Source organism: Desulfovulcanus ferrireducens (genome assembly GCF_018704065.1).
In the GTDB taxonomy this organism is placed as follows: domain Bacteria; phylum Desulfobacterota; class Desulfovibrionia; order Desulfovibrionales; family Desulfonatronovibrionaceae; genus Desulfovulcanus; species Desulfovulcanus ferrireducens.
In genome coordinates this window covers 1-14,338 of the sequence record NZ_JAGUQP010000018.1, presented here as the reverse complement: position 1 = coordinate 14,338, position 14,338 = coordinate 1, and the positions used below count along the sequence as shown (strand labels likewise).

General features: G+C 43.2%; 13 protein-coding genes. All 13 read left to right on the top strand.

Annotated features, from left to right (window positions below):
• The first annotated feature begins 4 nt into the window (after positions 1-4).
• The 13 genes from rbfA (at position 5) to KFV02_RS07420 (ending at position 13,869) form a co-directional block, all read left to right on the top strand.
• Complete coding sequence (rbfA, locus tag KFV02_RS07480) at positions 5-331, top strand: 30S ribosome-binding factor RbfA (protein ID WP_252380924.1); 327 nt, start codon at positions 5-7, stop codon at positions 329-331.
• Entirely contained in the window at positions 315-1,286 is a 972-nt protein-coding gene (locus tag KFV02_RS07475) for a DHH family phosphoesterase (protein ID WP_252380923.1), read from the top strand. The genes rbfA and KFV02_RS07475 overlap by 17 nt, the downstream gene beginning before the upstream one ends.
• Positions 1,279-2,229, top strand: a complete 951-nt coding sequence (gene truB, locus KFV02_RS07470) for a tRNA pseudouridine(55) synthase TruB (protein WP_252380922.1) — start codon at positions 1,279-1,281, stop codon at positions 2,227-2,229. Before KFV02_RS07475 ends, truB begins: the two co-directional genes overlap by 8 nt.
• 27 nt (positions 2,230-2,256) lie before the next feature.
• Positions 2,257-2,526 (top strand): 30S ribosomal protein S15, encoded by a 270-nt coding sequence (rpsO, locus tag KFV02_RS07465; RefSeq protein ID WP_252380921.1) that lies wholly within the window; start codon positions 2,257-2,259, stop codon positions 2,524-2,526.
• A 201-nt stretch (positions 2,527-2,727) separates the two neighbouring features.
• Positions 2,728-4,938 (top strand): polyribonucleotide nucleotidyltransferase, encoded by a 2,211-nt coding sequence (gene pnp / locus KFV02_RS07460; RefSeq protein WP_252380920.1) that lies wholly within the window; start codon positions 2,728-2,730, stop codon positions 4,936-4,938.
• Positions 4,939-5,154: 216 nt separating this feature from the next.
• Positions 5,155-5,517 carry a response regulator gene (locus KFV02_RS07455; protein ID WP_252380919.1) on the top strand — a complete coding sequence of 121 codons (363 nt, stop codon included), beginning with the start codon at positions 5,155-5,157 and terminating at the stop codon, positions 5,515-5,517.
• Positions 5,518-5,781: 264 nt separating this feature from the next.
• The gene (locus tag KFV02_RS07450) at positions 5,782-6,339 is read left to right on the top strand and encodes a CBS domain-containing protein (protein WP_252380918.1); all 558 of its coding nucleotides are present in this window, start codon (positions 5,782-5,784) and stop codon (positions 6,337-6,339) included.
• A gap of 16 nt (positions 6,340-6,355) precedes the next feature.
• Positions 6,356-7,819 carry an SLC13 family permease gene (locus KFV02_RS07445; RefSeq protein ID WP_252380917.1) on the top strand — a complete coding sequence of 488 codons (1,464 nt, stop codon included), beginning with the start codon at positions 6,356-6,358 and terminating at the stop codon, positions 7,817-7,819.
• A gap of 54 nt (positions 7,820-7,873) precedes the next feature.
• Complete coding sequence (locus KFV02_RS07440) at positions 7,874-9,310, top strand: transferase (protein ID WP_252380916.1); 1,437 nt, start codon at positions 7,874-7,876, stop codon at positions 9,308-9,310.
• Positions 9,311-9,428: 118 nt separating this feature from the next.
• Positions 9,429-9,980 (top strand): CBS domain-containing protein, encoded by a 552-nt coding sequence (locus tag KFV02_RS07435; protein WP_252380915.1) that lies wholly within the window; start codon positions 9,429-9,431, stop codon positions 9,978-9,980.
• A 157-nt stretch (positions 9,981-10,137) separates the two neighbouring features.
• Entirely contained in the window at positions 10,138-11,472 is a 1,335-nt protein-coding gene (locus KFV02_RS07430; RefSeq protein ID WP_252380914.1) for an ArsB/NhaD family transporter, read from the top strand.
• A gap of 241 nt (positions 11,473-11,713) precedes the next feature.
• Positions 11,714-13,717: a monovalent cation:proton antiporter family protein gene (locus tag KFV02_RS07425; RefSeq protein WP_252380913.1), complete on the top strand. Its 2,004-nt coding sequence runs from the start codon at positions 11,714-11,716 to the stop codon at positions 13,715-13,717.
• Positions 13,714-13,869 (top strand): hypothetical protein, encoded by a 156-nt coding sequence (locus KFV02_RS07420; RefSeq protein ID WP_252380912.1) that lies wholly within the window; start codon positions 13,714-13,716, stop codon positions 13,867-13,869. Before KFV02_RS07425 ends, KFV02_RS07420 begins: the two co-directional genes overlap by 4 nt.
• Positions 13,870-14,338: the final 469 nt, after the last annotated feature.

Sequence of the window (14,338 nt, the reverse complement as noted above, 5' to 3'; positions counted from 1 at the left end):
AGTAATGCGTAGAGCAACTTCAAGACGGGCCGCAAAACTGGCCGACATGATCATGCAGGAGTTGGCCAAAATTATGGTCGAGGACATTCAGGATCCTCGTCTACAACTCATAACTATAAGCGGAGTGCGTTTAAACCGGGATATGAGCGTGGCTGAAGTGCTCTATACCCATATTCATGGTCAATCCGATGAACTTACTCAGGCTCTGAATCACGCACGGGGGTTTTTACGTTCAAGTCTTGGACAAAACTTGCGCCTGCGTTTTGTTCCTGAACTGCGCTTTGTTTGGGATACCTTTCTTGAGGAAATGGTCTATGACCAAAAACCTTGAGCAAATACTAACAGTTATAAAAGAAAACGACCATTTTCTGGTCACAGCCCATGCCAATCCAGATGGCGATGCTGTCGGTGCTATGGCTGCTATGGGCTATATTTTACAGAGCCTGAAAAAAAATTTTGTTCTGTATAACGAGTCTGGACTACCGCAAAGGCTTAGCTGGTTAAAGTTGCCGGGACCAATCATTCAGGAACTGCCCGAGCAAGAGCCTAAATGGTTAATCGTTCTTGATAGTGGAGATAGCAGTCGACCTGGAGAAAAAATCAAGAACCTGATAACCAAGGTTAGAACCATCAATATTGACCATCACCTGGGTAATCCTGACTTTGGGCTAATCAACTGGGTCGAGCCTCGTTCTTCTTCGGTGGGAGAAATGGTGGCCCAAATAGCCAGAAAATTAGGAGTTCCTTTACGGGGGCCTCTGGCCGAGGCTATCTATCTGGCCATTGCCAGTGATACTGGCGGCTTTTCCTTTGGCAACACAACTCCAGAAGTTCTGGAGCTTACAGCCCATCTCATTCGTCAAGGACTGGACTTTGGCCTCGTGAATGCCCAGATGCAAAAACAATGGACTATAAACAAGATCAAATTACAGGGCAAAGTTCTGCAGGGGACAGAACTGCATTTTAATGACCAAATCGGCCTGATCACTATTACGGAAGAGATGTTCAAACAGACAGGCTCCACTGTTGAGGACTGCGAAGGGTTGGTAAACTACGTACGAAATATAAAAAGTGTTAAGGTGGCCATTAGTTTACGCGAAGATGGGGCAGAAAAGATTAAGTTCAGCCTCCGCTCATACGGCAAAATAGACGTACAACAGATGGCCAGTTCCTTAGGCGGAGGGGGACATAAAAATGCATCCGGAGGGACATTAGAAATGTCCTTAAGCCAGGCCAAGGAAAAAGTTTTAGATACTGTGAGCCAATATTTGTCTAAATATGAATAACATTACTTCCTCTTTAACTCTCGACTCTCGCACATCGACTTTTCCCAGTGGCGTGCTGGTTTTAAATAAACCCAAAGGGCCTACTTCAACTGCGTGTCTAAATAGAATTAAAAAAAGATTTAAACCAAAGAAAATCGGCCACGCCGGAACCTTGGATCCCTTAGCTCAAGGAGTTCTTCTGGTCTTATTCGGGCAGGCTACGAAGCTGGCTAATTATTTAGGCCAAGGCAAAAAAACCTATGCAGGGACCTTACGACTTGGCCTTGTCACTGATACCTATGATATTGAAGGGAAAATCGAAGCAGAACTTCCCTGGGACAATATCCGCGAGGAAGATGTTGTCCAGGAAATTCTGAACTGGAAAAATCTTCAAGAACAGGAGGTGCCTCCTGTATCAGCGGCAAAATATAAAGGGAAACCACTTTATGTCCTAAAAAGGACTGGACAAAAGGTCCCTTTAAAGACAAAAGCAATAAAAATTTTTGAGGCACAAGTCATACACATAGACTTGCCAGAAATAAATTTTCGGGTGACTTGCTCCCAGGGCACTTATATACGCTCCCTGGCCCACAGCCTGGGGAAGCGCTTAGGGTGCGGGGCTGTTCTAACCGAACTCATCCGGGAAAAATGCCATCCTTTCGGGCTTGAACAAGCTTTTGACCTGGAGGAGGTCTTAAAAGCGGAACAACTGGAACCTTTTATTTTGTCCATACCCAAGGCCCTGTCTCATTGGCCACAGGCAACTGTTTCTACCGAGGCAGAAAAGCTCATCCGTCATGGCCATGCCTTGGATCCGGAACTGGTTCCAGAGTTGCCACAAAAAAAAGATGCCAGGGCACTGCTAGTGAATGAAAAAGGACAGGAACTGGCTTTGGTTCAGGCCAAGGTAAAGGATGGGCGGCTTAGGTGGACCATTTTGCGCGGACTATGGACGCAGAACTAAAATCTAAAACTCAAGGAGGATATTGCTGTGGTTATGACCCCTGAAGAAAAGGCAAAGATTATTGATGAGTTTAAGCAACATGACGGAGATACTGGTTCTCCAGAAGTACAGGTAGCTCTTTTAACCGCCAGGATTAAGTACCTGACCGAACACTTTAAAGTACATAAAAAAGATTACCATTCTCGCACCGGGCTTTTAAAACTGGTCGGTAAAAGAAGAAACCTGCTCAAATACCTGAAAAATAAAGATATCGAAAGATATCGTAATCTCATCAAACGGTTAGGACTTAGAAAATAGAGTGTCTGAGAAGAGTTTTGAGTTCTGAGTTTGTTTGATGCGCTCTTCTGATCTTCATTCTGATTTTTATTGAAACGGAATGTAAAATCTTGGACGCATATAAAGTCAACTCAGAACTCAAAACTCAAAACTATAAAACCAAAAAAAGAGAGCAAAAGTAGCCAAGCTAATTATTCTCACAAACTTAAGGACTTGAAAAAAATGGAACAGAATTTTGATTCATCTCGGGTAAGTGCACCTTATGGAAGCAGTGAAATCATCCTGGAAAGCGGAAAGCTAGCTTTACAGGCTGACGGTGCTGTTTGGGTCCAATGCGGTGACACCGTTGTTTTAGTTACTGCAGTTACCCAGACCCTTGACCGAGAAACAGACTTTATGCCCCTGGTAGTCAACTACCAGGAGATGTCTTATGCTGCTGGAAGAATCCCCGGCGGCTATTTCCGCAGGGAGATAGGTCGGCCCAGCGAACGGGAAACCCTTGTTTCTCGGCTTATCGACCGCCCAATTCGTCCCCTTTTCCCTGATGGCTTCCGCGATGAAGTACAAATAATTGCCACTGTCTTATCGGCAGATCCCCAATATGATCCCGATATACTGGCCTTGACCGGAGCCTCTGCAGCTTTACATATTTCAAGAATTCCTTTTTCTGGCCCGATTGCTGGCGCTAGAATCGGATATATTAACGGAGAATTTGTTCTGAACCCCACACAAGACCTGATCCAGCAAAGTAAACTGAATCTGGTTCTTGCTGCTACCAGAGACGGTGTGGTTATGGTTGAAGGAGGAGCCAGATTCCTTCCCGAAAAAATCCTGGCTGAAGCCATTGAGTGGGGACATGAAAAAATACTCCCAGTAATAGAGGCCCAGGAAACTCTTCGCCAGAGGTGTGGTCAGGAAAAACTGAAATTTACTCCTCCTGAGCTAGATGAAAACCTGAAAAGTACTGTACGGGAGTTAGCTTATTCAGATTTAAGTAAGGCTCTGGAAGTCCCTGAAAAGCTTCCTCGCAAACAGGCGAAAAAAGAAGTCTACAACCAGGTCATAGAAGCCCTGACAGAAAAATTTTCTGAAGAACCAGACGCTTCTTCTAAACTTAGTATGGTTTCTACTATACTGGAAGAACTGGAAAAAGAGATTGTACGCAAAAAAATCAAGGAATCAGGAACCAGAATTGATGGGCGGGATTTAACAACTGTCAGACCCCTAACAATTGAAGTGGGAATATTACCCCGGACTCATGGCTCAGCTATTTTTGCTCGGGGAGAAACAAAAGTTCTATGTATCGCTACTCTGGGCAGCACCACTGATGAACAGCGCATTGAAACTCTGGCTGGAGATAGCGTAAAAAGATTTATGCTCCACTACAACTTCCCTCCTTATTGCGTAGGCGAAGTAAAGATGTTGCGGGGACCATCGAGGCGAGAAATAGGACATGGAGCTCTGGCTGAACGGGCTCTCTTGCCTATTCTACCGTCTGCAGAAGAGTTTCCTTTTACTTTAAGAATCGTTTCGGAAGTCATGGAAAGCAACGGTTCATCTTCCATGGCCACTGTATGCGGAAGCAGCCTGGCTTTAATGGATGCAGGCGTCCCCATTAAAGAACCAGTAGCCGGTATTGCAATGGGACTGATTAAGGAAAACGAGGATTATTTTATTCTCACTGATATACTGGGCGATGAGGACCATTTGGGCGATATGGACTTTAAAGTGGCCGGGACTAAAGATGGGGTCACGGCTATTCAAATGGATATCAAAATTTCCGGCATCCCCTCTGAAATCATGGCCAAAGCCTTGGCCCAGGCCAAGGATGCCCGGCTGCATATTCTGGAAACCATGAACAAGGTTCTGGACAAACCCAGGACAGAGCTTTCACCTTATGCCCCCAAGATGGGAGTGATTTATGTGGAGCCGGAGAAAATAAAAGATGTTATTGGACCATCCGGCAAAAACATCAAGGCCATTACTGCCACTACCAACGCCTCAGTTGACATTGAAGATACAGGAAAAATCACCATCTTTGCACCTTCGCAAAAGGCGCTGGATGAAACTATTGAAATGATCCTGTTTTTCAACCAAAAACCAGAACTAGGCAAAAACTACGAGGGCCTGGTGAAGAAAATTCTTGACTTCGGGGCAGTAGTGGAAATCCTGCCCGGAGTGGACGGTCTGGTGCATATTTCCCAACTAGCGAAAGAAAGGGTCGAGAATGTCTCTGATTTGCTAAAGGTAGGAGACAGGGTAAAGGTAAAGGTAATAGAGATTGAAGACAACGGCCGGATTCGCCTGAGTCGTTCAGCTGTTATTCAGGAGGAGAACGGTGAAAAAGTAGACCTTTCTTCTTTTGCCCGTCCAGCTCGTTCTGGACCGTCGCGAAAACGAGGCGAACGAACTAAATCACGTTTTAAACGATAAAAAAAAGTGGGGGCACAGCCCCCCTTTTTTTTATCGTTGCCTTTTCAATTTGTTTCACAATAAAACATCAACAAAAACATGTCTTTTCACTATGTTTCACCTGCAACCCGCACCTTATCCAACACATTAAAATAACATACCATTTTTCTTGGCACCATCCTTGCTGTATACTAAATTGCTTTGAGAAAATTTTAACAAAAAAAAACGTTGGTTGGCATGGCTAAAAGAATCTTTCTTATCGAATCTAATAACCTCTTTTTGCAAAAGTTAATTTTTCGACTCAAAGAAAAGGGGTTCGATATTTTCCATGCTCAGAACTTTGAAAATATCCTGGAGGAACTTGGGCAATCTCAGGCAAAAGTAGTCATCCTCGACTTGCATGGTTTACAAAATAAGGGGTTGGAAATCATAAAAAAAATCAAAAAAAAACTACCCCACGTTCAAATAATTATTATAAACGATACAGAACACATCCACCTGTCCATCAAGGCCATGCAAATGGGTGTTTTTGATGATCTATACACTCCGTTTGACCTAAATAAGTTAATCAAGCTGATTAATGAGGCATTAGATAAATAGGCCGGTCATGCAGAAAAATTGTTCAGATAAAATATTAAATTTAAAATGTTTCAGATTGTGAAATCTTCCATATTTTTTAAATGAGATAATATTGTATATTTTAATTGATCAATTTTAAAAATTTAAAACAAAATCGTAAACACCTTAATTTTTGTAGACACATCAATCTAGTCCGATATCATAATAAAGCAATTAAAAAATCAAGATTCTAAATCCAAAACTAACAGCAAAGACGATCCTTTTGTGAAATATAAGGAGGTAAACATGAGACGGACTTTTGTTCAAGATATCATGATCCCTAAAGACGAGTACGTTTGTGTAACAAAAGATACTACTCTTTATGAAGCCATTTTAAAGCTCAAGCAACAGCACGTAAAAACTAAGGAAAAAACCCACACGACCATCATTGTAGTCGATAAACTCGGCAAGGTACTTTCACAGTTGACTATTCTGGATGTTCTAAGAGGAATAGAGCCAAAATACAGGGAAATCTCCGATCTAGATCTTTCCCGATTTGGCTATAGTACAGATTTTATGGAGTCTATTTTAAAAACTCATGAACTCTGGGCACACCCCCTGGAAGAACTATGTAAAAAAGTACCGCAAACTTTAATCAAAGACATAATGCGTCCATTAGAGAAATCTGAAACCATATCTGCCACCACCACCTTGGACAAAGCCGCACACCAAATGATTTTGAACCACTGTCACGCTCTGATCGTCTTCAATGAGCAAGGTCAATTTATCGGTCTGCTCAGGTCCATCGATTTATTCAATCTTGTCTGCTCTATTATTGAAAACTGTACACTACCAGAAAATTAATAGGGAGGTTTAATAGATGACAGCGCAAAGCTTGGACAACAAATTTGATTGGAAACGAGTACTTTTTATTTTTCTTGGCATTGCTCTGTTCACTATTGTTTACCAGTCACCGCAATGGCCCGATGCCATTGATCCTTTCGGTAAACATTTTCCACTGTCTCGAGAAGGTAAAGGCGCAATAGCCGTATTTTTGCTCGCTGGAACCTGGTGGGTCTTTGAAGTTGTGCCTATTGGTGTGACTAGTCTGGCCATCGGGGTCTTGCAGGCCATGTTTCTTATCCGTCCAGCTAAGGTGGCTTTCAAAGATTTTATGGATCCATCAGTCTTGTTTATCTTTGCCTCGTTAATCATCGGGACTGTATTCACCAAGACAGGCCTAACCAAAAGACTGGCCTATAAAATGCTCATGATTGTGGGCGAAAGGACAAGCATGATCTACTTGGGATGCTTTCTGGTCACAGCAGCCATGACCCATTTCATGGCCCATACTGCTGTAGCTGCCACCATCTATCCCCTTCTTCTGGCCATTTATTCTCTATATGGCGAAGGCAACAAGCCAACAAAGTTCGGTAAGGGTCTATTCATGGGTATGGCTTATGTGGCCGGTGCTGGAAGTATCGTCACCCTGCTTGGTGCTGCCCGCGGGGCTGTTGCTCTCGGTTTTTTTAACGAAATAGTGAACAAGGACGTAACCTTCTTCCAGCTTACATATTACATGGCCCCTATTGGTTGGCTCATGACCTTTTTACTCTGGGGATTTTTCATGATTTTTCTTAAACCGGAAAAAGACAGAATCCCCGGGCTTCGAGAGAAGGCTAAAGAACTCAACGCCCAGCTAGGCCCAATTACCAGAGACGAAATTATTGCCGGGATAATCGTTATTGGCGTAATTGTGGTCATGTCCTTGCGCTCATTTATTCCGGAGCTAAAGGCCATTGATAAAACAGCCATCATCCTGCTTTCTACCATCTTATTCTTCATACTTCGCATCCTGGACCTCAAAGATCTTGAAGAAGTCCCCTGGAACATCATCCTCCTCTTTGCCGGCGCCATGAGTATTGGTTTTTGTCTCTGGGAAACCGGGGCAGCCAAGTGGCTAGCTGTCAACTGGTTGAACATGTTTAAGGAATCTCACTGGTTTATTTTTGTCATGAGCATTGCCTTCTTTGTCATGCTCATGACAAATTTTATCATGAACGTGGCAGCAATTGCCATTTCCCTGCCAGTAGCTCTGGTTATTGCCCCTTATCTTGGTGTAGCTCCTGATGTTATCCTTTATGCATCATTAGTTACCGCTGGTATGCCATTCCTTTTCTTGGTTGGCGCCGCACCTAATGCCATTGCTTACGACTCAAAACAGTTTACAACCGGAGAGTTCTTCTTATATGGAATTCCCGCCAGTATATTACTGATGATTGTCGTTGGACTGGCGGTTTATGTACTATGGCCAATAATGGGTATGCCCGTAACAACCGGATAAAACAAAATGCAGGTGACGGTTCGTAAAACCGCTCCCTGTCAAAAAGGAGGTATTATGAACAACAGCAGCCTAACAAAGTTAATGCACCGCATCATCAATCGAATTAATGTTAACTTACGTGAACCTAGTTTTGACTGCAGTAAGTACATCCTGGAGACCATTCCCATTGAGCAATTCTCAAAGTTTTATGCCTTTTACGGCCTTTCCTTAAGACATCCACTGCATTTTTATTTCTTTAATTCCAGTCTTGCTGGCAGTTATTTTCTAGGAAAATGTAGTGTTGAACACTCTATACTATATAAAACAGACGTTCGCGGTGATGAACTGAAAACCAAAGGAGAGTCTTTTCAGGTAGATGGAATAGACATCCCTTTACACAAAGATGAGGAGATCAAAATCCGGGATAGTTTCCTCATTAAAACCCTTATTCATAGTTTTTCCCATGATCCGGAAGAGCCAGAAGAGTTCTGGATAAAAAATACCTTGTCCATGCACTATGCCAATATTCACGGCGCTCCTGTAGAAGGCTCGTTCATTGCCCCGTTTGCCACCGTTGACCTGACCACTGTCCATGACTGTATCATAGGCAACTATGCCTATGTCCAGGTAGGAGAACTTGCTCACCACTGGGTAGAACCAGGTCTAATCTGGGTACGTTCGGAAGGAAATTTCGATTTCCGTTATCGTTTCCAACTGGAAAGTTTAAAGACCTATATCAGCTTAAAGCCTGGAGAACAGCCTAAGGGAATTCTCATAGACTTTGTTGAAAGCCGGAAAAAAGACTTTGAAGATATTTTTGAACATGTCCCGTCCGGAGCCCTTCCATCAGCAAAGGGAGCTTCAGTCAGTCCCTATGCCGTGGTTAAAGGGGATGTGCAAATCGGTGAAAATGTCCTTGTAGCACAAAGGGCCTATCTGGAAAACGCTTTTCTTGGCAAAGGCTCCAATGCCCAGGAAAACTGTTATATCATAAATTCAACTCTTGAAGGTAACAATATTACTGCTCACGGCGGCAAAGTCATCCATACCAAACTCGGACAAAACATCTTTGTCGGATTCAACTCCTTTGTCTGTGGGAAAAAAGATGCCCCTATCACAATCGGTGAGGGAAGCATTGTCATGCCCCATTGTATTATTGATGCCCAGGAACCACTGGAGATACCGGCCAACCATCTCATTTGGGGACTTATTCGCTCCCGGGAAGACTTAAAAAAACATATCATTGATCTGGATGAACTTGCTAGGGTTGACAGCAAAGTAGAAAAAGGAGCCATGATTTTTCAGGGCAATGGCAAAGCATTTGTTGAGGGCTTTAAACACCGCCTGGAACATATATTAGAGGCCAATGGCGCTTTTTATGACGGCAAAAACGGAGAGGGGCATGCCCAAAAAGGACAGGACATTACTTTTAATATTATCCAGCCTTATCCGGACGGGCCTTTAAAGGGACTATATCCAACCCTAGACATAAAGCACCTGGAGATTAGTTGAGTGACTTAATTGGGTTGAGTAGGTAAAGGGGGAATTTGAAGAATTGCCCCACTCCCCCACTACTCAACCTTTTACCCACTCAACTACTCATTTAACCAATAACCCCTTGGAGGAGAAGATGTTAATCTCGAAAATCATGCGCACCAATCTGGTGCTGGTCAGCCCAAACTGTGACTTTGAAACACTAATGTGTAAAATAGCTGAACTAGCTCCCAGACAAGTATATGTTGTTGATGACGAATTGAAACTAAAAGGAATTATTACAGGTTATGACCTCCTAAAGGTCGTTTTACCAAGCTATATTGATTCCAATCTGCTCCGCTCCCTTAGTGACAGTGATGACTTTTTAAAAAAATGTATAAAAGCTGCTAGAAGTAAAACAGCTAAAGAAATTATGATCACTGAGTTTACAGCATTGAGACCTACAGACCATGCCATGGAAGCAGAAGCTCTGATTGTGGAAAAAAGAATAAATGCCCTCCCAGTACTGGATGAAGATGGCGTACTTCTGGGTGAAGTCCATCGACGAGACATTTTAAACTATATGGTCAAAACCTGTTTAAACTGTAATCTTAAAAAACTACAAACAGTTGACCTGGCCAAGATAAAAAAGGAAGAAGATAAGAAAAAATATCTGTATAATCTCCAAAACGAAGGAAATAATGACTAAAGTTGTTCTATGTGAAAAGTTTTATAAATTCGAGTAAAGTTCAAATCTTAATTTACAAAAAGAACCATGCAATTAATCTATCTCCAATATTCGATTTTTTAAACCGCCAATGCTCAATTACATAAGCATCAAAATTGCAAAAAACGGGAGGGAATAAATGTTTTGGACGGCAACCTTAATTTTTGTCATATCTTATGCGGTAATTGTATCTGAAAAGGTACATAAGACCAAAGTGGCGCTGTTTGGAGCTGCCCTGGTTTTAATTACAAAAATCCTTTTGCAACACGAAGCACTGCACGACATTGAGCTTGGTGTAGATTGGAACGTTATCTTTTTGCTCATTTCAATGATGATCATCATCAATGTTATGACCAAAACAGGGGTTTTTCAATACGTAGCCATCAAATCTGCCAAGGTAGCCAAAGGAGAACCATATACCATAATGGCCATCTTTGCCGTGATTACGGCTATTGGATCGGCCTTTCTGGACAATGTAACCACTGTTCTTCTTCTGGCTCCGGTAACTCTGTTAATTGCAGAGCAACTGGAAGTGGATCCGGTTCCTTACCTGATTACCGAAGCCCTGGCTTCAAATATTGGCGGGACTGCCACGTTAATTGGTGACCCACCAAATATCATGATCGCATCTAAAGCGGGGCTAAACTTTATGGACTTTATTATCCACCTAACCCCGGCCGTTATCATCATCTTTATTATCTGGATGCTTTGCTGGAAAATCATTTTTGGCAAGCGTCTTCATGTTGAGCAGAAAAACAAAGAACGCGTCATGGCCATGAATGAAAACGAGCTTATAAAAAACCCTCTTTTGCTTAAAAAATCGCTCTTTGTTCTAGGGCTAACTGTTATCGGCTTTATTCTGCATGGGGTATTTCACTATGAACCGGCCACAGTAGCCTTGATGGGTGCAGCCACATTGTTGCTCATCTCCGGAGAAGAGCCGCATGAAATCCTGGCCGAAGTGGAATGGCCAACCATTTTCTTCTTTATTGGCCTGTTCATCATCATTGGCGGCACGGTCAAGGTCGGGCTTATTGAGCTCATGTCGCAAAAAATGATCCAAATAACCAATCCCCAACCGGATAACATGCTCACCCTGTCCATGGTCCTGGTCTGGTTCTCTGCAATTGCCTCAGCTATTGTGGACAATATCCCCTTTGTGGCCACCATGAACCCCTTGCTCATTGATATGGTCCACAAGGTTTACGGCTTAACTGACGCAGCAACGATGGAACACATCCAGCATGCAGCCATGATGCCGGTCTGGTGGGCCTTGGCCTTAGGCGCTTGTCTGGGCGGTAACGGTTCTCCCATTGGGGCCTCAGCCAATGTTATTGTCGTTGGTATGAGCGAAAAGGCAGGACATAAAATTACCTTTATCCGCTTTTTAAAATATGGTGTGCCAGTAACCATAATGACCATTGCCTTAGCCATGGTTTATATCTATGTACGTTACTATGTCCTGGGCTGGTAAGCTAGGTAAATAATATTTAGTCAAAAAGGGGCGCCAGAAGGCGCCCCTTTTTGTTATAATGATCTCCCAAAAAAGGAGAAAAGACCACCGGTGTTTGTCAAAAAAGATGTAGCCTAAGCTTTGATATGTTAAGCTACCATTGTGAGAACAAACTTTGGCCCCATTCCCTAGAGGATGCGACAACCCAAAATTCTCAACTCAACTTATGATACATATCTCCAGACACAGATGAAATTAGAATATGGAAATACCACTGCTAAATGACATAGTCATCATATTTGGGCTGTCCATTGCTGTCCTCTTTATATGCCATCAACTTCGCCTGCCGACGGTTGTGGGTTTCCTCCTTACGGGTATATTTGTCGGGCCGTACGGACTTGGACTGATTGAGGCAATTCATGAAGTTGAAATTTTAGCCGAAATAGGTATTGTGTTATTGCTTTTTACTATCGGGATCGAGTTCTCGCTTGAAAGGCTGTTGCAAATCAGGAAGTCCGTTTTGCTGGGCGGCTCGCTTCAGGTGTTGTTAACCTTTTCGGCTACTTTGTTCATAGCCAGGCAGTTTGGCCAGGCTTTTGGTGAGGCGGTCTTTATCGGATTTCTCGTAGCCCTGAGTAGCACGGCGATTGTACTCAAACTAATCCAAGAAAGAGCCGAAGTTGATAGCCCTCACGGACGTACAACTCTTGGCATCCTTATCTTCCAGGATATTATTGTTGTTCCGATGATCTTGGTCACGCCGCTACTGGCTGGAGCAACTGGGAATTTAGGCGAATCCCTCCTCGTTCTTCTGGCCAAAGGAATCGGCATCATACTGTTGGTGATAGTCTCTGCAAGATGGATTGTTCCCCGGGTGATGTATCAAATCGCCAGAACACGTAATCATGAACTTTTCCTGTTAAGCGTGGTTGTAATATGCTTTGGGGTTGCGTGGCTAACCTCCAAGGCAGGGCTATCACTTGCCCTGGGCGCGTTTTTAGCAGGACTGGTCATTTCTGCATCTGAATACAGCCACCATGCACTCGGGAATATTTTACCCTTTCGGGATGTCTTTACAACCTTCTTTTTTGTCTCCATTGGCATGATGCTTGATGTCGGTTTTCTCTTCCAGCAGCCAGGAATCATCACGCTGATTACACTAAGCGTTTTGGTTTTGAAAGCCATCATCGCTGGTTCTGTTACCATTTTACTGGGATTCCCACTTCGCACCGGAATTTTAGTCGGCTTTGCACTCGGCCAGATCGGTGAGTTTTCTTTCATTTTATCAAGAGCCGGTGTTGAACACGGTTTACTTGCTGGAAATATTTACCAGCTGTTTCTATCTGTCTCTGTTCTTAGCATGGCGGCGACACCCTTCATTATACCCTTGGCACCCCGCCTAGTGGATATCATCCTGCGGTTGCCTCTGCCGAAAAGATTAGTGTCAGGCTTTTATCCTGTTTCAGACATAGAGGTCATGGACAGGAAAGACCACCTTATTATCATCGGCTTCGGAGTGAACGGGAGAAATGTAGCACGAGCCGCCAGAGTAGCTGGCATCCCCTATGCAATCATTGAGATGAACCCCGAAACAGTAAGAAGCGAACAAGCAAAGGGTGAACCAATTCATTATGGCGATGCAACCCGGGAGACCACACTTCAGTACGCAGGCATTAAAGATGCGAGAATTGTTGTAGTTGCTATTAACGATCCAACGGCAACCCGCAGAATTACTGAAGTCATTCGGAGACTTAATCCGAAACTTCATTTGATCGTACGAACCCGTTATCTCCAAGAGATGAAGCCTCTGTATGAATTAGGGGCCGACGACGTCATCCCGGAAGAGTTTGAGACATCAGTAGAAATCTTTACTCGGGTTTTGACGAAATATCTTGTGCCCAGAGATGAAATCGAAAGGCTGGTTGCTGAGGTGCGAGCAGATGGTTACGAGATGTTTCGGAGTCTTTCTAAAGCGTCGGCATCTTTTTCTGACTTGAAACTTCAGCTTCATGATGTCAATATAAGTACATTTAGAATCCCGCAAGGCTCAACGCTAATTGGGAAAACCCTTGCCCAGATCGAGTTAAGAAGGCGTTATGGGGTTTCCGTAGTGGCAATACGACGGGATTCACAAATATTGTCCAACCCCGGAGCAGACATGCAGCTTCAGTCCAACGATGTGCTTTTTGTCCTTGGCTCTTCTGAGCAAATATCAGAAGCTATTAACATATTTTCATATTCACACGAAAAAAATGAGGGGTCATGAATCTACTATTTATACCGGCAGCTATCGGTACTCTTCTTGGCCTCAAACGCACATGCCCTAAGTGCAAGAGAAACCAGGTTGTCCCTGCGAGCAAAAGACGGGAAAGAGTGCGCTGTAAATTCTGCGGAGCAGATATACCACCCCGTAAGTAGTGTATTCGTCAATGACATTTTTTCTATCAATCTCATTAATTAGTGAACTTACCCCATTAGCCTAGACAAAATTTGTCAGTTTCAGCGTCACCTCTAGAGGCTGGTCAGTTAACTCAACTCTGACATGATTAACATCCTAAAATTACTGCACAATTGAAGAGTGCATTTTCTGAAATGCATTACAAACGGGTTGGGTAACACATCTTGGCGAAAATTGCGGAAGTGCTGTGCATAGGGAGGTTATTCCATCGAACTTTCGAAACCCATCATAACAACAGAAAAGGCGTTAAATAATATTCTATTAACTAACCCCATTATGCACAGCCCGCAAGCAAGCCTTAGATGTGTCCAACTCTTTGTTAGCATTGAAGAAAATGCGCTTGCAAATTAACTCAGCAACTGTGTTTTTTGTCAATAGTTAATGGTTAAAATTTATTGGTTAGTTTATTTTGTTTTCAAGAACAATTTT

Coding starts and splice junctions, on each gene's coding strand:
- KFV02_RS07445 (WP_252380917.1), top strand. CDS start 6,356: ATGACAGCGCAAAGCTTGGACAACAAATTTGATTGGAAACGAGTACTT.
- KFV02_RS07440 (WP_252380916.1), top strand. CDS start 7,874: ATGAACAACAGCAGCCTAACAAAGTTAATGCACCGCATCATCAATCGA.
- KFV02_RS07455 (WP_252380919.1), top strand. CDS start 5,155: ATGGCTAAAAGAATCTTTCTTATCGAATCTAATAACCTCTTTTTGCAA.
- KFV02_RS07475 (WP_252380923.1), top strand. CDS start 315: ATGACCAAAAACCTTGAGCAAATACTAACAGTTATAAAAGAAAACGAC.
- KFV02_RS07425 (WP_252380913.1), top strand. CDS start 11,714: ATGGAAATACCACTGCTAAATGACATAGTCATCATATTTGGGCTGTCC.
- rbfA (WP_252380924.1), top strand. CDS start 5: ATGCGTAGAGCAACTTCAAGACGGGCCGCAAAACTGGCCGACATGATC.
- KFV02_RS07450 (WP_252380918.1), top strand. CDS start 5,782: ATGAGACGGACTTTTGTTCAAGATATCATGATCCCTAAAGACGAGTAC.
- KFV02_RS07430 (WP_252380914.1), top strand. CDS start 10,138: ATGTTTTGGACGGCAACCTTAATTTTTGTCATATCTTATGCGGTAATT.
- pnp (WP_252380920.1), top strand. CDS start 2,728: ATGGAACAGAATTTTGATTCATCTCGGGTAAGTGCACCTTATGGAAGC.
- KFV02_RS07435 (WP_252380915.1), top strand. CDS start 9,429: ATGTTAATCTCGAAAATCATGCGCACCAATCTGGTGCTGGTCAGCCCA.
- KFV02_RS07420 (WP_252380912.1), top strand. CDS start 13,714: ATGAATCTACTATTTATACCGGCAGCTATCGGTACTCTTCTTGGCCTC.
- truB (WP_252380922.1), top strand. CDS start 1,279: ATGAATAACATTACTTCCTCTTTAACTCTCGACTCTCGCACATCGACT.